Origin of the sequence: Mucilaginibacter sp. SG564 (assembly GCF_013149275.1) — a bacterium.
Classification (GTDB): Bacteria; Bacteroidota; Bacteroidia; order Sphingobacteriales; family Sphingobacteriaceae; genus Mucilaginibacter.
Genome location: NZ_JABGNA010000001.1, coordinates 106,772 through 130,342, shown reverse-complemented (window position 1 = coordinate 130,342; position 23,571 = coordinate 106,772). Strand labels below are relative to the sequence as shown.

Annotated in this window: 21 protein-coding genes; 6 read left to right on the top strand and 15 right to left on the bottom strand. The window is 42.8% G+C overall.

Translation table 11 applies throughout. The features are described from left to right. Positions 1-32: 32 nt before the first annotated feature. Together FHW89_RS00450 and FHW89_RS00445 are read right to left on the bottom strand one after the other, a co-directional pair. Positions 33-389, bottom strand: coding sequence for an MmcQ/YjbR family DNA-binding protein (locus tag FHW89_RS00450; RefSeq protein WP_172333047.1), 357 nt, complete (start codon positions 387-389; stop codon positions 33-35). Between the two features lie 115 nt (positions 390-504). Beyond that, on the bottom strand, positions 505-1,536 hold the full coding sequence (locus tag FHW89_RS00445) for an aldo/keto reductase (protein WP_172333046.1): 1,032 nt from the start codon (positions 1,534-1,536) through the stop codon (positions 505-507). A 312-nt stretch (positions 1,537-1,848) separates the two neighbouring features. Between FHW89_RS00445 and FHW89_RS00440 the strand changes: the two genes are divergently transcribed. After that, positions 1,849-2,073, top strand: a complete 225-nt coding sequence (locus tag FHW89_RS00440; protein WP_172333045.1) for a CDGSH iron-sulfur domain-containing protein — start codon at positions 1,849-1,851, stop codon at positions 2,071-2,073. 633 nt (positions 2,074-2,706) lie between these two features. After that, on the top strand, positions 2,707-4,017 hold the full coding sequence (locus FHW89_RS00435; RefSeq protein ID WP_216650432.1) for a DEAD/DEAH box helicase: 1,311 nt from the start codon (positions 2,707-2,709) through the stop codon (positions 4,015-4,017). Here the strand turns inward: FHW89_RS00435 and FHW89_RS00430 are convergent. After that, the gene (locus tag FHW89_RS00430; RefSeq protein ID WP_172333044.1) at positions 4,014-4,235 is read right to left on the bottom strand and encodes a VF530 family DNA-binding protein; all 222 of its coding nucleotides are present in this window, start codon (positions 4,233-4,235) and stop codon (positions 4,014-4,016) included. The two genes, FHW89_RS00435 and FHW89_RS00430, sit on opposite strands and share 4 nt — an antisense overlap. A 224-nt stretch (positions 4,236-4,459) precedes the next feature. Here FHW89_RS00430 and FHW89_RS00425 point away from each other — a divergent pair, with 224 nt between their 5' ends. Beyond that, entirely contained in the window at positions 4,460-8,773 is a 4,314-nt protein-coding gene (locus FHW89_RS00425) for a hybrid sensor histidine kinase/response regulator (RefSeq protein ID WP_172333043.1), read from the top strand. Between the two features lie 153 nt (positions 8,774-8,926). Here the strand turns inward: FHW89_RS00425 and FHW89_RS00420 are convergent, their stop codons facing one another. Continuing rightward, positions 8,927-9,586: a YceH family protein gene (locus FHW89_RS00420; protein WP_172333042.1), complete on the bottom strand. Its 660-nt coding sequence runs from the start codon at positions 9,584-9,586 to the stop codon at positions 8,927-8,929. Between the two features lie 109 nt (positions 9,587-9,695). Between FHW89_RS00420 and FHW89_RS00415 the strand changes: the two genes are divergently transcribed. Then, the gene (locus FHW89_RS00415) at positions 9,696-10,514 is read left to right on the top strand and encodes an MBL fold metallo-hydrolase (RefSeq protein WP_172333041.1); all 819 of its coding nucleotides are present in this window, start codon (positions 9,696-9,698) and stop codon (positions 10,512-10,514) included. 262 nt (positions 10,515-10,776) lie between these two features. Here FHW89_RS00415 and FHW89_RS00410 read toward each other — a convergent pair whose 3' ends face one another. Together FHW89_RS00410 and FHW89_RS00405 are read right to left on the bottom strand one after the other, a co-directional pair. After that, complete coding sequence (locus FHW89_RS00410) at positions 10,777-11,547, bottom strand: zinc-dependent peptidase (RefSeq protein WP_172333040.1); 771 nt, start codon at positions 11,545-11,547, stop codon at positions 10,777-10,779. Positions 11,548-11,615: 68 nt separating this feature from the next. Beyond that, a complete protein-coding gene (locus FHW89_RS00405) occupies positions 11,616-12,323 on the bottom strand; it encodes a DUF92 domain-containing protein (protein WP_172333039.1) in 708 nt (235 codons plus the stop codon). A 283-nt stretch (positions 12,324-12,606) separates the two neighbouring features. Here FHW89_RS00405 and FHW89_RS00400 point away from each other — a divergent pair, with 283 nt between their 5' ends. After that, positions 12,607-13,296: a bifunctional 2-polyprenyl-6-hydroxyphenol methylase/3-demethylubiquinol 3-O-methyltransferase UbiG gene (locus FHW89_RS00400; RefSeq protein ID WP_172333038.1), complete on the top strand. Its 690-nt coding sequence runs from the start codon at positions 12,607-12,609 to the stop codon at positions 13,294-13,296. Positions 13,297-13,608: 312 nt separating this feature from the next. After that, the gene (locus FHW89_RS00395; protein ID WP_253952123.1) at positions 13,609-14,613 is read left to right on the top strand and encodes a pirin family protein; all 1,005 of its coding nucleotides are present in this window, start codon (positions 13,609-13,611) and stop codon (positions 14,611-14,613) included. On the opposite strand, the gene FHW89_RS00390 is transcribed toward FHW89_RS00395, so the two are convergent. The 9 genes from FHW89_RS00390 to FHW89_RS00350 form a co-directional block, all read right to left on the bottom strand. Then, on the bottom strand, positions 14,610-15,113 hold the full coding sequence (locus FHW89_RS00390) for a cupin domain-containing protein (protein WP_172333037.1): 504 nt from the start codon (positions 15,111-15,113) through the stop codon (positions 14,610-14,612). The two genes, FHW89_RS00395 and FHW89_RS00390, sit on opposite strands and share 4 nt — an antisense overlap. A gap of 11 nt (positions 15,114-15,124) precedes the next feature. Beyond that, positions 15,125-15,541 carry a VOC family protein gene (locus tag FHW89_RS00385; protein WP_172333036.1) on the bottom strand — a complete coding sequence of 139 codons (417 nt, stop codon included), beginning with the start codon at positions 15,539-15,541 and terminating at the stop codon, positions 15,125-15,127. Between the two features lie 82 nt (positions 15,542-15,623). Beyond that, positions 15,624-16,205 carry a Crp/Fnr family transcriptional regulator gene (locus tag FHW89_RS00380; RefSeq protein WP_216650431.1) on the bottom strand — a complete coding sequence of 194 codons (582 nt, stop codon included), beginning with the start codon at positions 16,203-16,205 and terminating at the stop codon, positions 15,624-15,626. Positions 16,206-16,269: 64 nt separating this feature from the next. Continuing rightward, positions 16,270-17,094 carry a DUF4097 family beta strand repeat-containing protein gene (locus FHW89_RS00375; protein ID WP_253952122.1) on the bottom strand — a complete coding sequence of 275 codons (825 nt, stop codon included), beginning with the start codon at positions 17,092-17,094 and terminating at the stop codon, positions 16,270-16,272. A gap of 13 nt (positions 17,095-17,107) precedes the next feature. Further along, positions 17,108-17,956, bottom strand: coding sequence for a hypothetical protein (locus FHW89_RS00370; protein ID WP_172333035.1), 849 nt, complete (start codon positions 17,954-17,956; stop codon positions 17,108-17,110). 9 nt (positions 17,957-17,965) lie between these two features. Next, positions 17,966-18,781, bottom strand: a complete 816-nt coding sequence (locus FHW89_RS00365) for a zf-HC2 domain-containing protein (RefSeq protein WP_172333034.1) — start codon at positions 18,779-18,781, stop codon at positions 17,966-17,968. Positions 18,782-18,792: 11 nt separating this feature from the next. Further along, on the bottom strand, positions 18,793-19,344 hold the full coding sequence (locus tag FHW89_RS00360; RefSeq protein ID WP_216650430.1) for an RNA polymerase sigma factor: 552 nt from the start codon (positions 19,342-19,344) through the stop codon (positions 18,793-18,795). A gap of 428 nt (positions 19,345-19,772) precedes the next feature. After that, positions 19,773-22,457 carry a glycoside hydrolase family 2 TIM barrel-domain containing protein gene (locus tag FHW89_RS00355; RefSeq protein ID WP_172333033.1) on the bottom strand — a complete coding sequence of 895 codons (2,685 nt, stop codon included), beginning with the start codon at positions 22,455-22,457 and terminating at the stop codon, positions 19,773-19,775. Positions 22,458-22,470: 13 nt separating this feature from the next. Then, a complete protein-coding gene (locus FHW89_RS00350) occupies positions 22,471-23,568 on the bottom strand; it encodes an alginate lyase family protein (protein WP_172333032.1) in 1,098 nt (365 codons plus the stop codon). Between the last annotated feature and the right edge of the window lie 3 nt (positions 23,569-23,571).

Here is a 23,571-nt window from a genome sequence, read left to right as displayed (position 1 = left end):
TTGTTTTACTTCCGAAGATGCAATTCGGCAAATCACTGCAGCAACCGCGCCTCATATTCCCTGATCAGTTTTTGAGTAGCCCGGTTTCGCCATGCAGTGATCAGCAGCTTTTTCAGATCATCTGGCTTTACAGTTTCCAGCCGTACCGCCATATATTTGTAGTTGCGATAATGATCGGTAATAAAAAAGGTATCAGGATCAATAGCCATCCACTTTTCACGTTCCAGGGTATGCACGGCTACCAAATCGTCTTTTAGCTTTACATTGGCCATTATTTTATTATTTACATAAAATGCGGGATGTTCAAAGTGCATTTTTTCGGTTACCCCCGGCAGCGACAGCAGGGTAGCACGCATAAACTGCATAAAAGTAAACATGTCTGTAGCCATAGTTGATAGAGTCAAGAGGTAAGAGTCAAGAATCAAGATAAGGGTTTCCTGTTAAAAGAAAACATTTTATCCTGACGTTTTTCTTGATTCTTGACTCTTACCCCTTGATTCTCCATTAATACTGTATCGGCAGCGGATTTAAAGTGGTATTCTGGCGCTGATGCCAGTACGGATAAATAGGATCCACATCACTGGCAGCATCCAGTTTTTTAACCTGCTCGATAGTCAGGTTCCAGCCAACAGCTGCCAGGTTTTGTTTCAACTGCTCTTCATTGCGGGCTCCTATAACCAGATTGGCTACGGTTGGTCTTTGTAACAACCAGTTAAGCGATACCTGCGCTACCGATTTACCGGTTTCTTCGGCCACCTCGTCCAACGCTTCAACAATATTGTATAAACGTTCCAGGTTTGTTTCCGGACCATGGCTGCCGCCTTGCGCCCTCCTGTTATCTTGCGGAATAGGCTGCCCCCTGCGATATTTACCGCTTAACTGGCCAGATGCCAGCGGACTCCAAACTATGGTACCCACTTTTTGGTCGATACCCAGCGGCATCAGTTCCCACTCAAACTCACGATCAAGCAATGAATAATAAGCCTGATGGCCAACATACCTGCTCCAACCATAACGCTCAGATACCGAAAGCGATTTCATCAGGTGCCAGCCCGAAAAATTAGAGGCCGCGATATAACGGATCTTACCGCTGGTTACCAGGTCGTCAAGGGCACGCAGGGTTTCTTCAACAGGTGTGGTACCATCAAAACCATGCATATGATAAACATCAATATAATCGGTATTCAGGCGGCGCAGGCTGGCTTCGCATTGCTGAATCAGATGGAAACGAGATGAGCCATAATCGTTGGCTCCATCGCCCATAGTAAAAGTAGCTTTTGACGAGATAAGTACGCGGTTACGCAAACCTTCCAGCGCCTGGCCCAATATTTCTTCTGATAAGCCACGCGAATAAACATTGGCCGTATCAAAAAAGTTAACACCCGCATCCAAACATAAGTTGATCAGCTTTTTAGCCTCATCAACCTGTGTATTTCCCCAGGCTTTAAAAAACTCGTTGCCGCCGCCAAAAGTGGCCGTTCCAAAACTTAATACGGGTACTTTTAATCCCGATGCTCCTAATTGTCTGTATTCCATAGTGTGTGTTTTTGATGCATATGAGGGAAAAGGTTAAGAATCAAGAATAAAAGAGTCAGGAATCAAAATAAAATAAAAATTCAGCGATGATACTGGCCGCCTTCACTTTTGCTCTTGATTCCTGACTCTTTTATTCTTGACTCTCTTCCCCATATATAACAAAGCTAAAACTTATGTGTTTCAACATTAAGTTTCGTACATCATTCATTTGTCATTTGTAGCTATTTTTACCGTAATCCGGAACAACTCTAAATAGCAAATAGGCCATTTACAGGTACCGCTATTGGTTAACTTTGCGCAAAAAATTAACACATGGAGAAAACCAGACTTACCATTAATAATAACGGCTCTGTAAAAGTTGACGGCGATTTTGAAATTGTTGACGCGCAAGGAAATGTATACGGTTTACAAGGCCGCACCGTACTATCTATCTGCCGCTGCGGCCTGTCGGCCAATAAACCATTTTGCGATGGTGCCCACAAAGGTCATTTTGAACATAACGCAATAGCATTTGATCTGCCGCCTAAAAAAGTTTAAAACACAGGTTACATTGATCTGTATACCCGTAAAAGTCTCCGTTTGTATACAACGGGGACTTTTATTTTATACGACTCACCCCGACATCGCTACGCTCGTCACCCCTCTCTCCGCTTCGCGCATAGAGGGGATGAATGGATCAATGATTTTTAGATCAAAGAGCAAGGATAAAGAAATAAAGAATCCCAGCAGTCGCTCGGCTCCGGCCCACAGGTGTTGGGAAGAGATAATGTTATCGATCAAGCTCCCCTCTTGAGAGGGGGTGTGTAGACTTGTGCAGTGGCAGGGGTGTGCTCATGAAGCGGAAGGACACACCCCTCCACCCCTCTCAAGAGGGGAATCGCACTGTCTTCCACTCTTTTTCCGTCTTCCCAACACCTGTGGGCCGGAGCCGAGCGACTGCAAATATCTTTGTTCCTTATTACAAAAATCTATGCTCCCATCTTTCCGCCGCAGGCGAAGAGAGTGTGGTCCAGCGAAGCGTAGACCAGGTGAGTCGATACCGCGTTTGATGCTCACAACCATCCTTTTCAGTAGCATTTATTTCTAAACACCACCTGAATTCATCTTTATAAAAAATATGAGCGGTTAAATTGGTAATTTTGCCCTCTTAAATATTTAATACAATTTTTGATGGTGTGGTTTGAAAAATTAAAGCTGAATAAGCAGCTGGTTAGATCGGTAAATGAAGCAGGTTTTACAAACCCTAAAGAATTGCAATTAAAAACGCTTACCCGTATAGTTGGCGGTCAGGATATTATTGCCATAGGTCCAGAGGGAAGCGGCAAAACCACTACTTATGTTCTGGGTGTTTTAAACCGGTTCAATTACGCCCCGGAAGGTGTTCCGCGTGTGTTGATCCTGGTACCAGAAAAAGAACAGGTAATGGCCGTGATTGAACAATTTGAATTGCTCAACAAAAATAAATCCATTTCGATTGTGGGCTTATACGTTGCCCCCGGTATTGAAGCCCAGATGGATGCTTTAGCCGATGGAGCCGACATTGTGGTAGCTACCCCCGACAGGGCAAGAGCCATTTACCTAAAACTGGCGCTTAACCTGAACAAGGTTGATCTTTTGGTAATTGACGATGCCGATCTGATAGTTAAAAAAGGTTTGCAGCTGCCGGTTGTGGAGCTGGCTAATAGTATAGGGCGTGGTCAACACCTGGTATTTACCGAGGTAATGCATAGCCGCCTGGAAAAAATGCTGGAACCTTTCATGAATCAGCCGGCCATCATTGAGGTGGACGAACTGGAAGAACAGCCGCTTCAAACACATCCCCAATTGCTTTATAACGTGCCTAACTTTGGCACCAAGCTCAATTTGCTTAATTTATTCCTGTACGACGAGGAATTGTTCACCAAGACAGTTGTGTTTGTAAACACAAAAGTCACTGCAGATAAACTATATAAAAGCCTTCACTCCCGTTTACGTGATGCGGTAGCTTTTTTGAACCCGCAGTTTTTTGATACCAATGGTTTTAAAAACATCGAAGATTTTAAGACGGCCGAAAATTCAAGGGTTTTGATCGTAACCAATGAAAATAATGAGACTATCGATTTAAGCGGTATCCCATTCCTCATTCATTTTGATCTGCCCCAGGAAAAAGAAACTTTCACGGAGCGCATCATCAATCACGAACCCGACAGTGAACAGGAAACCCTGGCTATTACCTTTGCTACCGATCTGGAACTAAGCCAGGTTAAAAAGATAGAGCAAGCCATCGGCAAAAAGACCCCCACAGCAGAGCTGCCCGAGGAACTGGTTATCGAAAAGGAGATAAAAGCAAAAAAAGAGGAAGCGGATAAAAAACCGGCCAAATCAAACGCCGATGCCCCTGTTGTTGGCGCCGCTTTTCATGAAAAAAAGGCCGCTAATGCAAAAACTTACAACTACAGTTCGGGCCAGAAAGCAAAGATGAACAACAAACGTAAGCACTAAGCCTTTACGCAGCTGGCTATATACAAATCCTCGACCTTTTTACGTGCCCAGGGGGTTTTACGCAAAAATTTAAGGCTTGACGATATGCTGGGGCTATCATGAAAGCAATTAATACGGATACGCTTGTCTAACTCTTCCCACCCAAACCGGGCCAAAAGCTCTTCCAATATTACCTGTAATGTTTTACCGTGCAGCGGATCCTTGCTTTGTTGTTGCATAAGGCAAAAATATGGTTATTGAGCCATTATACATACATGGCCTATTTATTATATACTTTGGCTAAACAACTAACTGCACCTTTACTCTACAATACAACCAGTTATCATTTTCTTGCGTTTAAATAGTCATATGTAAATACTGTTTATTTAAGCGTATTTTAGTAAATTAGATAAACATTTCATGTAATTATTCACTACCAATAAGTCATAATTCATTTGATATAATGAGGGGTTGTAAGCTTTATTTTATTTTACTTTTCCAGGCTATCTCATTATATGTGTTCGCGCAAAAGCCGCCTTTGCATTTTCAGCGCATAGGTAGTCGCTCTAATTTATCAGAACTCAACGTTAATACTATTTTCCAGGGTAGCTATGGTTTTATATGGGTGGGCACCCTTGATGGTTTAAACCGTTTTGACGGTAATAAATTTAAAGTTTTTCAGAACAATATCGCGGATAGCACAAGTCTTAGTAATAACTATGTAACTCATATTGCCGAAGATAAGAACAGAGACCTTTGGATAGCCACTATGGGTGGGGGCCTTAATAAATATGATCGTAAAAAAAACCGGTTTTATCATTATCTGCATAGTAGAAAAACTGCAAATACCGTAGCAAGCAATAACTTAACAGGGCTTGTTTTTGATAAAAAAGGCAATTTATGGATCAGCTACCAGGATGCGGGCTTTGATAAATTCGAGATCGGCAAAAATAAGTTCACCCACTACAAACACAGTGATGCTGATCCTAATACCCTAAGTGATAATAACACCAGAACAATTTATCTCGATAGCCGGAACAATTTATGGATCGGGACAACATCCGGTGGGTTAAGCCGCTTTAATATCCAAACCAAAAACTTTACCTGTTTTAAACACAATGATAAGGTTGCCGGATCGGTATCATCCAATTACATCACCGCTATTTTTGAAGACAGCCACCAACGTTTATGGATAGGTACCTGGGATAACGGCGGTTTAAATTTGTATGACGACCATACAGGCACTTTTAAAAACTTTAAAAACATTCCGGGTAACAGCAACTCGCTTTCGGGCAATTACATACAAGCCATTGCCGAAGATAGCGATCAAAACATCTGGGTGGGCATTAATAATGGCGGGATAAGTATATACAATTACGCCGAAAATAAATTTACAAACCACTATCATGATGATATCGACAACACCACTATAGCCAGTAACTCTGTTGATGCCATATTAAAGGATAATATCGGTAATATGTGGGTTGGCACTTTTTCTTCGGGCATTAACCTATACAGAAAAACCACCGAGAACTTTTCATACTACAAACACAGCTCTCTGCCCGAAAGCTTATCAAACAACTATGTATTAAGCTTTTACCAGGATAAAAAAGGCGGTATATGGATTGGCACCGACGGCGGGGGATTAAATTTATTTAACCCTGATAATGGGATTTTCACAACCTACAAACACCGCGAAAACGACAAAAGTGGCATATCCGGGAATTATATTCTGGACATGCAGGACGATGATAACAACAACCTGTGGATAGCCACCTGGGGCAACGGCGTTAGTGTCATGAACATGCAAACCCACCGGTTTAAATCATACACCCATAACCCTGATGATAGCAGCAGTTTATCCGGCAATAACATATACGCCATTACTGCCACACCCGATCATAAAATATGGATAGGTACATTTGGTCAGGGGCTCGACCTGTATAATCCTAAAACCAATAAGTTCATCCACTATAAACATAACCCCAATGATCCTAAAAGCATTAGTGATAACATTATCAATTCATTGTTGGTCGACTCCAAAGGCAATCTGTGGATAGGCACCGGCGAAGGAGGTCTTAACCGTTTTGATCAGCAAACGGGTACTTTTACCTCTTACAAGCATGATGAATCAGCAAACAGCATCAGCAACAACAAAGCGGTCGATCTGTTGGAAGACCTTAACGGTAATATATGGGTATGCACTTTCGACGGACTAAATCGTTTTGATCCCAAAACCGGCCGCTTCACCGTTTTTAAAACAAAAGATGGCCTGCCCAATAATTACACTTATGCTATTAAGGAGGACAATCGTGGCAATCTTTGGATAAGCACCAATAAGGGCATATCCAAATACAACCCCATAACCAAAAAATTCAAAAACTTCACCGTTGACGATGGCTTACAGGCTGATGAATTTAAAGCGAAATCGGCTTTAAAAACCAGGGATGGCCTGCTGTACTTTGGCGGTGTTAACGGCTTTAATGTATTTAACCCCGAAAAGATCGACTCCTATCACTACAATCCGCCTTTGGTTTTAACCGACTTCCAGATCTTTAATAACTCCATACCGGTAGCTAAAAATGCTCAAGACCCCTCGCCGCTCAAGCAAGATATCACAGTCACCAATGCCATCACTTTACATTACGACCAATCCGTAATTTCATTTGAATTTGTATCGCTGGATTATGCCTTCTTAAACCGTACCGTTTATGCCTATCAATTAGTGGGTTTTGATAAAAGTTGGAATTATGTAGGGCGTAAAACCTCGGCAACCTACACTAATTTACCCGCCGGCCATTACCTTTTTAAAGTAAAAAGCAATAACGGCGATGGTGTATGGTCAACCAGGGAGCTGAATTTGGAGTTAACCGTTCTGCCGCCATTTTGGCTAACCTGGTGGTTTATTATCCTGGTAACATTTTTTGTTTTTGCTGTTATATATAGTTTATACCGCTTAAAAGTAAATGCTATTGTTAAACAAAAAGCTTTATTGGAGCAACAGGTAACCGAACGTACTGACGAGGTTTTGCAGCAGTCTGAGGAATTAAAAAAACAATCAGTCGATCTGCAGGGGCTCAATGCCGAATTACAGTCGCAATCAGAAGAGCTGCAGGCGCTGAACGAAGAACTACAGGTACAATCTGAAGAATTAGAGCTGCAGCGCCAGCAGGAGCGGCAGGCCCGTAAAGAAGCCGATAAGGCCAACAAAGCCAAAAGCATATTCCTGGCAACCATGAGCCACGAGATACGGACGCCCATGAATGGTGTGATCGGGATGGCTTCACTTTTGAGCGAAACAGAATTAAACCCCGAACAACGGGAATATACCAACACCATTATAGCCAGCGGCGACAACCTGGTGAATGTGATCAATGACATCCTTGATTTTTCAAAAATAGAATCGGGTAAAATGGATATTGAACAGGACGACTTTGACCTGCGTCACTGTATTGAGGAGGTAATGGATCTTTTTTCGCAACAGGCCTCGCAACAAAACCTGGAATTGGTTTACCAGATAGACCCTGCCCTACCCACACAAATTATTGGCGACAGCCTCAGGCTTAAACAAGTAATTACCAACCTAACCGGCAACGCTTTAAAATTCACACAAAAAGGTGAGGTATTTATCAAAGTATTCCTATCCAAAACCTTTAAAAATGGCGATATCGAAATAGGTTTTAGTGTGATGGACACCGGGATAGGCATTCCCGACGAAAAGCTCCCGGGTTTGTTCAATGCCTTCTCGCAGGTTGATTCATCAACTACCCGTAAATATGGCGGCACTGGTTTGGGCCTGGTGATCAGCCAGCGCCTGGTAAAACTCATGGGCGGCGAAATATGGGTAGAAAGTGTTCACAACGAAGGGTCTGTTTTTGTATTTACCATCAGGGTGCCTATCAGTAAAAAGCAATCCAAACATATCCCGGTAATCTTAAATCCGGCCGAAATGGAAGGCAAAAGGATTTTGGTGGTTGATGATAATCAGACCAATCGGTTTATCCTGAAAACCCAGTTAGAACAATGGGGAATACTTACCCTATCTGCCGCATCGCCCGTGGAAGCGCTTGACCTTTTATCAGAAGGCGAAAAATTTAACCTGGTGATAACCGATATGCAAATGCCGGATATGGACGGTGTCGACCTGGCGCGGGCCATTAAAAGAAATTATAAAAACCTGCCCGTGATTATGCTGAGTTCCATTGGCGATGGTTCAAAGAAAAAATACCCGGGCTTATTTTCCGCTATACTCACCAAACCTGTTAAACAAAACCAGTTGGGGAAAAGTATACAGGCAGAGTTTCAAAATCAGCCAGCCACAGCTGCCACAGAGCCCAGATCTCCTAAATTATTTGATGAAGACTTCGCAACTGAGTTTCCGATGCGCATTTTGGTGGCTGAAGACAATCTGATCAATCAAAAACTGGTTGATAAGATGCTCACCAAGCTGGGCTACAAATTCATCATGGCGCCAAACGGGCTTGAGGCTTTAAACAAGTTAAAGTTAAACCCGGTTGATGTTATATTTATGGATGTGCAAATGCCCGAAATGGATGGATTTGAAGCTACACGGCACATCCGCAAATACGCCTTTAAACAACCTTATATCATAGCTATGACCGCCAACGCCGGCCCCGAAGACCGCGAGCTTTGTTTAGCAGAAGGCATGGACGATTACATAGCCAAACCCATGAAAACCGAAGATTTGGTAGCAATATTAAAAAAGGCCTATGAAGCTGTGAAAAAAAAGAGTAAGGATAAAGAGAGGTATAGATAAGATAGGGATGTAGTTGCGGTTACAGTAACTAAAAAAGAAATCTCCCCACGCGTCATTGCGAGGAGGAACGACGTGGCAATCCCCTACTTACAGAGAGGCTCTGCCTATAGGGGATTGCCACGCTGCGCTCGCAATGACGTGAGGGCGATAATTTTATTCCCCCACTCCTAGTTCCTGCATTAATTTCACTAACTTCTCCTTCACTTCGGCCAATTCATTTTCCAGCTGGCTTACTCGGGCTTCCAGACCGCTGGTTGAGCGGCTGCCTGCTTCTTCGATGTCATCATCATCGCTTATTTCAGGTGTACCGCCTAATAAATGAGCATAACGGGCTTCTTTTTGCCCGGGGCGTTTGGGCAATTGCACTACGTAAGGTAAAGTCGGGTCGGCCAGTTTCTCCAGCATTTCCTGCACTTCTTCTATCGTTTCAAATTCATATAGCCTGCCCGAGTTGGTATTCAATTCACCAGGCGTTTGTGGCCCTCGTAATATCAGCAGGCAAAGCAAAGCCACCTCGGCAGGTATCACCGGGAAAACAATAGCAAAATTATGTTTGTATTTGATGTTACGGATAGAGCCGCCGGTAACGGTCGAGATCAGTCCGCGTCTTTTAAGCGTATTTAATGTTTCGGTAACCGTGCCTTCATCGTAATTCACAACGGGCTTACGCGATGTTTTCTGGTTACAGGCCGCGGTTAAGCCATTCAGCGTCATGGGATAATAATCGGGCGTGGTTTTGCTTTTTTCCATCAGCGAGCCCAACACGCGCAGCTCTGTAGCATTAAGTACCGGTAAAGTTTGGGGTGAATCCATGGCTAAATATAAGCAGCTTTTTATAGCCGCAAAATTTTAACGATTATTTTTAAACACGTTGCGTTAAGCAAACATAAAATTTGGCTTAAATCCGTTACTTTGTATTTACATGTCATTATTCATCACATCACTAAATTCGGGCAGTAACGGCAATTGCTATTACGTAGGGAACGAGCGGGAGGCTATATTGGTTGATGCCGGCATATCATGCCGCGAAACTGAAAAACGCATGGCCCGCCTGGGCTTATCCATGCAAAAGGTAAAAGCCATATTTGTATCGCATGAGCACTCAGATCATATCCGCGGCATACCCGTGCTGGCCAAAAAGTTCAATTTGCCGGTATACATTACCCCTGGTACCCTTTTGCATTTAGGCAACAGTGTAGATGCACAACAGGTACATCACCTGCGGGAGTTTGAAACCGTGAATATCGGTGAATTGCAGGTTACCTCGTTTCCCAAAGAACATGATGCCACCGAACCGCATAGCTTTTTTGTGAGCTGCCGCGATATCAACGTGGGCATATTTACCGATATTGGCGTAGTGTGCGACAGGCTCATCCGCTACTTTAGCCAGTGCCATGCCGCTTTCCTGGAAGCCAATTACGATGACGATATGCTGGATAACGGCGGCTATCCCTACCATCTTAAACGGCGCATCCGCGGCGGCAAGGGTCACCTGTCAAATAAACAGGCACTGGCCTTATTTACTACGCACCGGCCCGCACACATGACCCACTTACTGCTCTCCCACTTATCGCACAATAACAACAACCCCAAACTGGTTGAAGATTTGTTTATGGCCTGTGCCGAAGGCATCCATGTGGTTGTAGCCTCCCGGTTTGAAGAAACCCCGGTTTATCATATTGGCGAGATGGACAAAATAACATCATTTGCCGGACAGCTTGATCTTGGATTTAATAATTAGTTTAAGTAGTTAGTATCAAGACATTGGAAATACCCTTTTGTCATGCTGAACGAAGTGAAGCATCTATTATGTTTGTCATGCTGAACGAAGTGAAGCATCTATTATGCTATATGCCTATTTACGAATAGATCCTTCGTTCCTCAGGATGACAAACTTTTTAGGTTACAGATATATGCAAAATCGTGGTAATCTTTTAATCCCTTCAATCATGGTTCAGACAAAGTCTTGATACTTGATACTAACTACTTGATACTAAAGAACCCTATCGCCTCACCCGCATAAACATCATAAACAGCATTTCATACAGCTCCGGATGTTTGTGTTTGAGTTCTTCGGGTTTCTGAAAAAAATATTCAGCGGCTACGGCAAAAAACTCGGCTTCGCTGGTGGCAGCATAGGGGTTGATGTCTGACCGGCCTTCCTCTATTTTATGGATCTCGTGGTGGATCATTTTTAACCAGGGCAGCACATAATCATGCGCCAGCAGGTTTTCGGGGATGCCATCAGTAGCACCGTCAGATTTATCCAGCAGGTGTACAAACTCATGTATAGCGGTATTCTCTTTACCAGCCGAACGCGAAAAACCCTTGGTAAGGGCCGCCCGCGACAAGATCATTTGTCCGTTCATGTAGCCCGAACCCACCATGCCCATGATATTCCGGCCTTCGCCCTCAAACTGAAACTCAGTATCAAAAGTATCAGGATAGAGTATTACATTGGTGAGATTACTGTACCGCCAGTTATCCAGCCTGAAAATGGGGATCACCGCGCTCGACGCGATCATTACGCGGTCAATATCTTCAATAGCTGTGCCTACCCCTTCTATGGTAATACCTTCCTGAAAGCCAATTACCTTTTGCTCAAATAAAAGTTTATCAGTATTGTTCAGGGCCTGATAAAACGGTATATATCTTTCCAGGATGGCCTTATAAACCGTATTGGCGGGTGTCTTTTTCAGCTTACTCTTTTTAGTCGAAAAGTAGTATCCGATAATGGCAACAACAACAAGCAGGAATATAATGGTTGGTATCATAAGGGTAAAAAATCAACGGAATCAACGGAATCAATGTAATCATTCACATCAATGGTCAAATATCAGCATTAAATCAGGTAAAACAATACCATTATAAGGGCCGCTACCAGCGTATTTAAAAAATTCACCGCGTTATTGCCTATGTATCCCCGGCGTTCCAATAAGGCGCCCAGTACCGAATCGGTTAAATTACCTATAGTTCCGGCAACAATAAGCCAGATCAGGCTGTTGTTCCACCCAAAGCCAACGGCATAAACTACGGCTATCACCAAACTGCCGCCAATACCCATTAAAGTACCTTCTAAACTAATCACGCCATCCAATCCACGCTGATCGGGTTTCAGGGTAATAATATTGAAAAAACGACGGCCATAAACCGTGCCCAGTTCGGATGACAGTGTATCGGCCGTTGCCGATGCAAAGCTTGCGGCCATCATCAACACCCATAAGGAGTTATAAGCAGGGAACGATAAAACCAGGATCCCGGTAATGGCCCCCACACCCGCGTTGGCCAATACCTGCGCTGCGCTTCGGCCGCCCTGATGTTCTTTAATATCGCCAAAACTTTGCTTTTTGTGTTTCTGCCAGGAAGTAGCCGCCGAACCTAAAATAAAAAAGATGGTCATCATGGCTACACCCGTATATCCCGCCCCGGCAAAAACCAGGCAGGCCACACCCGCGCCCGTGATGGCTGCTACCGGTGTTAGCTTACGGGCCGATATGCTGTAAACAACGCCCGCGATAAGGATAAGTACCAGTAAACCGTAATGAGCCATGATAGAATCAAGAAATTAAGAGTCAGGAATCAAGAGGCAAAAGTCGAGAATCAGGAGACAAGAACCAAGAAATTAAAAGTCAGGAATCAGAAGAGACAAGAACCAGGATGCACGAGCCAAGACACACCAGTTTTTTATTAGTGTTCAGGTTAATATCAATTTCTCCGCGTTTTTTATGATTCTTGTCTCTTGATTTTTGTCTCTTGATTTTTGTCTCTTGATTCTTGTCTCTTGATTCTTGTCTCTCTTGTCTCTTGACTCTTTCTTACTATTTTTGCGCCGAATGAAAGATATATTAGGACAGGCCATACATGATCATTATCATCAGCAACAGGAGCATCAGCTCTGGATCAATAACCAATATGGGCCGCGCGAGGAAATGCCGGTAGAGGCCTATTTCCGTGAGGAAGACGATATGCCCGATCTGGAATGGCTGGCCTTAAACGAGTGCCGGGGCGACGTACTGGATATCGGTGCAGGTGCGGGCGCGCACGTATTGATATTGCAGGATCGCGGTTTCGAAGTTACCGCCCTGGATATATCCAAACTGGCATCAGACATCATGAAAGCGCGCGGAGTTAACAAAGTACTTACCGCCGATATTTTTGAATATCAGGAGCAGCAATACGATACCTTGCTGTTGCTGATGAACGGTATTGGCCTCACGGGTACCCTGCTAAAGCTGAAAACCTTTTTACAGCATGTAAAGCAATTGCTTAAACCAGGCGGGCAGCTTTTGTTCGATTCTTCTGACATTGCCTATTTGTACGAGGGTAAGCTTCCCGAAAACGGACCATACTATGGCGAAATTCAATACCAGTATCAATACAACCAGCAAAAAACCGACTGGTTCCCCTGGCTGTACATCGACGAACAAACCCTCACTACCATCGCCCAGGAAATGGGCTATAACATGGAAGTACTGCTCGAAGACGAGTTTAAACAATATCTGGTAAGACTTACTTTAAAATAAATATTAGCACCGTGCCCTATTGCGGCTTTTGAAAAATTTCGGTATATTTAAGAATATCCAACCGTCAGCCCTGCTTGTTTGAAAAACATAAGCAGGGCTGTTTAATTAATGGCAAAAAAGGCTTTAAAAAGCAGTTATTTTCACACAAAAAACTAAAAATCAATACATTAAAACTTTTTAAACTTTTCAAAACCCGTCAAAAATTTGTTAAAAAGTGTTAAAATGGGTAGCTCAGTAACGTTTTTAGGCCTTTTTGGTACCATTTTGGCCCAATTTTGATCAGAAAAGTGTTAAAATAAAGGTTTAAAAAGTTTGGGACTGTTTGAATTTCATAAGTTTGGTTTCGAAGCGACTAAAAGATGGAATGATAAATTGATCCGGAACCGGAACGAAGATTTTGACAGTCGGGAAACCTTAGGCTTATTCCGTTTTTCTATCTTTAAAAAGTTTTTGTCTTACGCCATGAAAAAAACCATCGACCATATACTGGAAGCCCGCGAGAAAAAAATAACCGAGGAAGATGTTGTGTTACAGCCCCTGCCTCATCAGCAATTCCGCTTTGCCAACCCTTTTATTGTTTTGCACCATATGAGGCCGCTTGTTATTAAACCAGGACAGGCTTCAAGGATACATCCCCACCCGCATCGCGGTTTTAGCCCATACACCATTATGCTGCAGGGCGAAGGTTACCACCGTGATAATGCAGGCAATGATAAAGTGATCAAAGCAGGCGATGTACAGCAAATGTTCGCCGGTAAAGGCATTTTACACAGTGAGGGCCCTACCCCGGAGCTTTTAAAGACCGGCGGCACACAGGAGCTTATACAACTCTGGATAAATGCCCCCAAAGCCAATAAATGGGACGAACCTTTTTACCAGGCCGCTACTAAAGAACAGCAACCAAAAGTATTAGAGGACGATGACCTGAGTTTCCGCCTGCTAAGCGGCGACTATGAAGGTAAAACCGGACCTATTAAAAATTTCACACCAGTGATCTCCATAGTTGGCGAAATAGCTGCGGGCAAAACAGCCCATTTTACCGCGACGCCAGGTTACTGGACCTTGCTATATCTTATCCATGGAGATGTGGAGATAAACGATACAGCGGTGTCTGCTCATAACCTTATCGTATTCAGTAAAGAAAATGAGGATATCGCCGTAACAGCTGCTACCGATGCGCAGGTATTATACCTGTCGGCAGAACCAATTGAAGAACCTGTTGCCGCTAAAGACAACTTTGTCATGAACACACCCGAAGAAAACGAACAGGCCATTGCCGACTATAAGAATGGCCTGTTCGGGACTTTAAGTTTTTAACCAGGTAATATATTTTCGGTATTTACCGGGATACTATCATACTTGTCATAAAGCTTTAAAAATTTATGTGGGTCGATAGGTTGTTCGGTGAGTATTTCTTTTAAACCCAAAAAGAAACCTTCCCGGCTTTGGCCCGGGTTAAATATCAATGTCGCTGTAACATCCAGATCGGTTGTATTGCGAAAACCATGAGGCGTAAATCGGGGAATGTAAACTACCGAACCCTCAACGGCATCTATCATCTTGTCTGATAGCTGAATGGTTAGGGTGCCTTTGTTTACAATAAAGGTTTCGTCCATATAACGGTGATAGTGCAGCTGCGCGCCAACGGTACCTGGCTGCAACAGAATTTCATATACGCCCATTTGATTATTGGATATCTCGCTGGTTACCTTCAGCGTGATCTTATTATCGGCTACTGCCAATATTTCCCCTTCACCGGGATTAAAGACAATAACTTCGTTTTTTAATACGTCGGTATAATAATTTGGAGTATTCATGATGTTGTACATTATGCTTTAGTTTTAACTTCATAATTCAAATACCAACCAAAACCAAATCGATCGGTGATTACCCCAAAGGCACCCCAGGGTGTATCCTGTAACGGCGAAATAAAGCGAGCCTCTACAGAAAGCTTTTCAAAAAATGTTTTAACCTCTTCTTTATTTTCACTGTCGATACATAAATAAACAGCATTGCCCTGGGTGATACCTTGCGGCTCGGTCAGTTCTGAAGCGAATAAGGTGATGCCACCACTAATTAAACTGGCATGCATAATGGTATCCGGAGATTCAAGCGGCATAAATTCGGCCATTGGCGAGTTGCCAACGGTTTGCAGGGTTAACTCCCCGCCAAAACAATTTTTATAGAAAGCCATCGCCTCGCGACAGTTTCCATTAAACTTTAAATAGGCATTGATTTGTGTCATTGATAATTTGTTTTAATTGATAAAACAAATTTCCATAACCGCCTGAGTAAAAACGTTTACAAATGTTGAGACCCTAAAAAAATTATAATTCTGCCCTGATGCGGCTTAATTGTGTGGGCGTTATACCCAGGTATGCTGCTACTTCATGCTGCTTTAACCTGGGCTCCAATGTGGGATAATCTTTTAAAAATTGTATATACCTGGTTTTGGCAGTATCTGACCGGAAAGCTATTTCCAAAGGTTCCTTTTCGATGATCCAATGCAGTTCCATATACCGGATATACATAGCCGCTATGTCGCTATATTTTCCTGTTAACTGTTTAAAATCGTTAAAGTTATACTCCAGCACCACGCTTGGCTCCAGCGCCTTAATGGTAAACATGCTTGGCCCCTTTAATAACAAGGCGCTGGTTGAGGCCACAAAATATCCTTCGGGGAAAAATCGCTTGATGATAGTATCGCCATCTTCAGAAGTGTAGCTTTGTGCAAACAGCCCTTCGCCAACAAAGGCAACAGCCCGGGGGATCTGTCCCTCCGCTAAAAAAAGTTCATTTTTGCTGTATACCTTTCTTTTTAAACCCTTCTCCCAGGCTATCCGGCTTTCATCTGATAGCCTGGTATAGTTGTTTATCCTTTGCCAAAATTTTTCCAGTATATCTTCCAATGTTCAACTTCTAAAGTTAAACACCAAGATAAACTTTATATTTTTATTATGGCAACCAGCCTCCTTATTTGGCTTTGCGTATGTAGATATTACCGTTCATATTTTTCATCAGCATTTCCGGACCGCCACCATCAATTTTACCATAAACCCAATCGTCAATTTTGAGGCTGTACATACCGTTTTTATTGGTTTTTGTAACCGCCGGTTTCTGCACGGTATTCACTACATCAAAGTCGGTATAAATATCCCCGCGATCTGATTTGAGCTTAACATTCGCCTTTAGTGTGATCGGGAATGTTACATCTACATTGCCATTCAATGTAGTGAAAGCCATGGCTGCTTTAGGATCAATAGATCTGAACGCAACCGTCACATCACCATTAATGGTATTGGCCACTACAGAACCAGAAACACCCGTTAGTTTAATATAACCATTCACATTAATGACCTCCAGTTCACCGCTTACATTGGAGAGATTTATATTACCGTCATTCACGGTAGATAACTTTAGTTTAGCGCCATTGCGGGGCACTTTAATAGTTAAATTAACCAACTTGCCGGCACTTCCACCTACATTCACTTCATTATTTTTTTCTTCGGCTGTGATATCCAGGTTATTGGTGCCTATCAGGCGTTTCATGCCGTTACCTTCTTCTTTAACATGACCACGCCTGTCCTCTCCCTGGGCATCTATTACAATGTCTTTACCTTCATAACCAGTCACTGTAATTGATCCCCGTACCAGGCCCGCGCTTAGTTTATAGGGTTTACCCGGGTCGCTCAACGGAACAACCAATTGCGTGGAACCGCTTTGCGCCCAACCACGCGTGTTTAATAGTAAAACGGTTAAGAGTACTCCTGTAATTTTTATAGCTTTTATCATTTTCATGTCGTTCAATTTATTATTGTTTTTTAATATAGATATCCCCGTTGAGGGTTTCAAACTTGAATAATTTACCGCCTGCCCCTATCCTCACATGGGAGTTTTTGCTGAGCTTGTAAGTGGTACCCTTACTATTTTTTGACTGGGTTGTGATTACCTTACTGGGCATTACTTCCGCATTAGGAAAGTCGGTATAAAACTGCCCGTTCATGCTTTTAAATTCCAAATCAGCAGCCAGATTTGCAGGGTACGTGATCTTCACCTCCCCATTTATCGTTTTATAGGATGATGCATCTACAGGAATTTTCAAATAACTGGCCGTTACCGCACCATTAACTGTATGCGCATCCGTTGGACCTTTTGCGTTTGCAATATCAATCGGTCCGTTTACATTACTTACTTTTAGTACCCCGTACACATCCTTAACAGTAATATGCCCGTCATTTACGGTGGATATGCGCAAATCGGAGTTATATGGTACTTTTACGGTAAACTCAAGAGTATATTTATACTCAATATGTCGGTCTTCATCCCTGTTATACCAGCGATGTGGCCTTGAATCATGGGGTTCGGCTATGTAGGCCATTACCGTATCCTGTTTCTGATCGAACCCGAGCTTAAACTCTTTTTTTCCCTGCTCCAATGTCGTCTGGTCATCGGCCGAAATAGTTTCATCAATCTCCATGATCACCTTATCGCCCGAGTAGCCCTCTACATTAATGGAGCCGAAGATATTGTAAATAGCCACTACCCCTTTTTGCTGTGTAAACTGCTTGCTCACATGCTGCTTAAATTCCTGGGCCGAGGCCGAAAATTGGGCAAAACAGAGCCCTGCTCCCGCCAAAACGGGGATCCATAATTTTTTCATAAATTGGTTTTAAATAAGTTGTGTTATTGTTTCCTTGATCTTTTCACGCACACCGCGATCCAGGTCTTTTTGTTTTAATAATTCTTTAAATGAACCTATCGATCGTTTCTCCTGCAGCTTAAGCATCACATCGGCTATAGCCGACTGCATTAAAGGCGAGTCCTGGTCTAAAATAGAACGGATAAGCCCTTCCCTAACTTCTGGATGATCAGACAAATGAGTCAGCGCATCTAAGGTACTCAGGCGCACATTTACATTAGGATCGTTATTTAATGTGGCCAGCAGCGCGTTGATTACCTGTTTATCGGCATGTTTTATCTCGCTGGTATAACTTACTCCTCTCATCCTTTCCGATGCTGACGGATTTTCCAATAGGGCTAACATCATCGTTTGTCTTAGTTCATGTACCTGCGATGAAAGTGCCTGCAGCTGTTCATCTTGTTTACTACTCCGGCCGGAAGAAAAAATCCAATATCCACAAGCAAAACTGATCAGCACTACGATCATACTATAAGCCATTGGCAAACGGGGCTGTAATTGCCATAACCGGTTCCAGTTATCCGCTATCTTATCCCAAAAGCCCCTTTTCTCTTCGGCCGATGCTGTGAAAGTATCCAGCATAGCATAAAACTTCACCTTTACATTTACCGATGGCTCCGGTGTTTCCAGATCGCCCAATTCATCCCATAGCTCTTTCATAGCTGTCAACTCCTGCGCACAAGCATCACAACCGGCAATATGCTGTTCCAGTTCTGTTTGTTGGGTTAAGGTTAACTGTTTATTCATATAATCTGTAAACAGCTCCTGGTATTGCTCACACTTCATCTTATTTCTGTTTAACGTTTTCTTTTTAAATAAACCTGTTTTAACTCCTGCATGGCCCGATGTGCCCTTACTTTAACAGCACCTTCGGTAATTTGAAGAATCTGCGCTATTTCCTGGTATTTTAATTCATGCAACCGACTCATGATCAAAACCTCACGGTGATCATCACTCAAATTCTTCATGGCTCCATGAAGCTGCGTTCGCGTTTGCCTGAGTTCGAATTGCTCGTCAGCAGCTGTACCTCCATCTATCTGATCGGCAAAGTCGGCAACATCATAGTGAGTAATCTGCTGAGATTTCTTTTTATAACTGTCTTTTAATACGTTACGGGCTACCTGGTACATCCAGGCCATAAACTCGCCATCGCCGGTAAAGCTGTTGCGGTATTTGAGCATCTTGTAAAACACCGTCTGAACCATGTCTTCACTGCCTTCCCGGTTATAAGTCATGTGAAATAAAAAGCCATATAAAGCCCTGTGGTACCGCTCAAAAAGCAGTCCCATTTTTTCCAGTTCCCCGGTTTTAACCCGGAGCATGATGGCATTGTCACTTAGCGTATTCAAACAGGTTTAGTATTTTATTTACATTGGAGACTCCCGGTAAAAAAAATGGTTACAGGATATTTAAGAAATATTTCAATTTACTGATGATGAGGGAAAAATCAGTAAAAAAAAGAAGGCCTCCATGGTGCATGTCGGCCTGTCTTTTCTCGGGATAAGGTAGGTATAAAATCTTTGGCGCAAATTTAGTCTGACCTGCAGAAAAACCAGCTTATAGCGTCAGATGACATGATATGTCCCTGAAACTTATTGTTATTACTTGCTTCTGATTTGTAAATAGTCGGAGTGAATGTGAACCATTCGCTCAATTAGTCATTATCTTTCATTCCCGACTTAAACACTGGACGTAAAAGTCTGAGTATAGCCTGTTACTAGCAAGAGTACAAACACGCTATCAGTATGCGGTTTTTACGCATTTGCGCAAAAAATACTTACATTTTCCGGAGTTGGATAGCGTTCAAGATAGCTTCGCCTTTAAGTGGTTCAAACGCAATCATTATTCCTTTGCCACCGGTAACAATCATTTGTATTTTTTCCTGGCCCGCGGTAAGTGTACCATAAGTATTTGCCGGACTAAAGTTTTTCAGTATACTTTGATTGTTTACCGTCACATTAAAAACGCGTTCTTCGGCTTTTTCTTTTTGTATATTGTTAGTGAGATTATAAGCCAATGCTTCTTTGGTTTTATTGGTGGTGAGCTCCGCGAAATGCAAAACCAATTCGTACTCTCCATCGGGTACATCGAAACGATATTGTTGTATACCTACTTGTTGAGTTTGGTAGATGGGGTCGTTATCTGTATTCAGGATATTTTTGTTGGTACCATAGCTTTGCTGCCCGTTACCAGGCATGCTAAAGGGATGGCCTCCTACATAGCCAAAATTACCCGTACGATAAGGCTGATCAGGCATCCATACCTGGTGTTGTGCCTCGTCAACATAAAAACGTTTGGCGCCTAGCAATACATTGATGTTTAATAAAGGATCCCGATCATTTTTAAGATCGCGGGATAAAAGGTTAAAATTCACATCCTGTATATCGGCGTAGGTTTTGCCATCAACAGTAATTAACGCTTCTACCCTGTTTAAACCTTTGATAAATGGTACCTGCCAGGTAGCTTCGCCATCTTTTACCTGCTGATCAGGCAAGCGGGTTCCGTTAACCGTTAACTGTATAGTGTGCTCATTGGTAAAAACGCTTATGGGTTGTGTACAAACCGAGCTGTTTAAACTATCGGTAATACCAGCGCGAATGTTCCAGTTGGATATTTTTATAAAAGGTTTATTTAGTAAATAGGCCTGATAAAGGCTGTACACATCTTTTGGTTTACGATCCTGGGTAAGCAAGCCTTTGTTGTTGATGTGCGGCATGGTTTCTTCACGGGTTTCTGAATTAAAGTCGACAAGATTCCAAACCGCTGCAGCAGCTACAAACGGACGTGCTTTGATCGCATTGAGATATACCTGGTGAAAGCCAACCGCATACTCTAAACTTTTGTCAAAGCGTTCGGGTTGTGATGAGCGGATGCGGGGATCTGCATCGGCGCCAAATTCGGTTACCAGCAATGGTTTATCCGGAAACTCTTTATGATGCTTGTCTAAAAACTCGGCAAAGCCGGCTGTTGTACCACCGTACCAGCCCTGGTAAAGGTTCCATCCCACCAACATCGGGATCTGGATCAGGCCTACCTGTTTGTATCTGTTAAAATCGCCGTGATTAGCGATCATGGTATAACGATTAGGATCCTCTTTACGGGTGACGCTGTCAAGTTGCCCGGCCAGTTTAGCGATATTGGCAAAATAAATCTGTTGACGTGGCTTATCATTGTTAAACTTGGGCCGTAACAATACCTCGTTCATATAGGCCCAGATAACCACACTGGGATGATTATAATTTTGGCGGATCATCTCCACCTGCATATTTTTGCAATTCGCCGTAAACGCTGCCGACTCGGTTATCGCGTTGACTACCGGTATCTCTACCGACGCCAGTATACCCAGCTTATCGCACATTTCTAAAATCATGGGATCCTGCGGATAATGGGATACACGTAAAAAATTAGCGCCCATGGCCTTCAACAGCTCCATATCGTGGATGTGATAACTATCGGGCAATGCATTCGCCAATTCTTTAAAATCCTGATGCCGGCTGGCACCCATCAATTTGAGTGGCTTACCATTCAGGAAAAACCCTTTTTCTCCATCAAACTTAAACCATCTTAAACCTAATGGATTGGCTACCTCATCTATCACGTCCCCACTTTTGGCATCGACAATCTTGGTAATAACAGTATACAGATAAGGATCATCCGTTGACCATAAATGCGGGTTGCTAATTATAGGCAAATCTTGAGCAAAGTTTAGCTCCGTATTATTTCCACTTAAAAAAATCTTCTTGTCGGCAACCATTTTTGATGACCGGTCAAGAATGGTGGTAACTATTTGTAATTTTTGCTTGATATCCGACTTTGTGGTTATTTGTCCGTTTATCTTCACCAAAGCGTTCGTGGCCGACACAGTGGGTGTGGTGATATAAACCCCGGTTGAAGCATGGCTCAGATCAAAATGTGTTTTATTACAGATCACCAGATTTACATCTCTGTAAATTCCTCCAAAGAAGGTAAAATCGGCTGTGAGTGGTGGTATATTTTCATTGAAACTATTATCAACGCTTACCGCTATCTCGTTTTTTGCACCTGGTTTAAAATCAAGAAATTGACCGATCTCTATACAAAAACGGGTGTACCCGCCAGTGTGTTCACCTGCTTTGTGCCCGTTCACATAAACTGCCGTTTGTTGGTTGGCCCCTTCAAAAAATATAAACACCTTTTTATTTTGCCAATCGCTGTTTACTGTTATCGCTTTTTTATACCAACATAGTCCTCGATAATAACCTGGGGTGTCATCATCTACATCATCCTTATTCCAACTATGCGGTAGTGATACGGTTTGCCATTTTGCCGATGCTGTATCAGCAGAACCTGGCGTATAAGTCCCTTTACTAAATTGCCAGTAACCATTTAGGCCAATCACATTACGCCCCTGCGAAAAAGCCGCTGAAGCAGCAGTGATAAACAGAATAAAAAAACAGAATAACTTATGGAGATTCGCAGACATCGGGATGGATTGATTAGTTATTGCTGACGGGCTTTATGACCTGATCAAGGGCAAGCTGCCAGTTAAATTTTTGTTTAACGCTATTAACTTGCTGTATATCTTTGATATAAGCCGGGTTAAAATAAGCAGCCAGCGAAAGGGTATAAATACCATTTACAGGTTCAAACAAAGTGCCGGCTTCATATCCTTTTTCGTGATTTTCGGCACGTTTTTTATCAAATGATACTTTGCTGTTTACAAACTCGCCATGGGTTTTAGCGCCTGTTACAAATGGCACCAAAAAATCAACCGACTTTTGGATAGATGCTCCTTTTTCTGACTGATAGGTAAAATAGTTTTTACCTGTGGCACGGTAAATAACCATGCTGGCCCGCAGTAATGGTTCCAATGTATACGTATGATAATGCAGGGCATCTCTTTCCAAAAAATCAAAGCCGCTGCCATCGGCGTTCAGATTAACATTGATCTGCTTTTCAAGTTCCTGGTAAATGCGCGATTCATAGCCTGTATTATGCAGTGTAAATGCAACCAGGGTAAGGGTTTTGATACGATGCGAGTTCCAGTTATTAAAGCTGGTTGTTCTGCCTGGTTTGGCAGATGCGCTGTTGAGTTCCGCTTCGCCAACTTTGACTACCCACGCATCAATCTGCTGTTTTGATTCTGCCGAAATATCGTTCCTGATCAGGTCATAGCCGGTTATTATATCTTCCAGCTTGGTTTCATTGATCGGGTCGCCGTTGGGTTTATTAGTATTTGCCCAGGCCAACAGAAAATCCTGCGCTTTTTGTAAATAGTTTTTTTGCTGATACAATCTGTAACACAAAGCCAGGGCATAAATTTTATTACCATCTTGCAATGATTTAAGGCTGGCCGTTTTCGCGGGGTTACCTGCCAGCACCCCTTGAGACACGATTGTTTCTATAGGGTTTGGCTGCTCATTCAGGGCTTGTTCGGCAGTTTGTTTGTAAGGCGTAAATGCTTTTTTAACGTCACCCTTACTTTCTATATCCCTTTTCAATGCCTTGATTTCAGCATCATTTAAACTCACATACTGCGCCCTGGCATATACCCCGGCAACAAGAAAGCTTATTAATAAAACTACTTTTTTCATGGA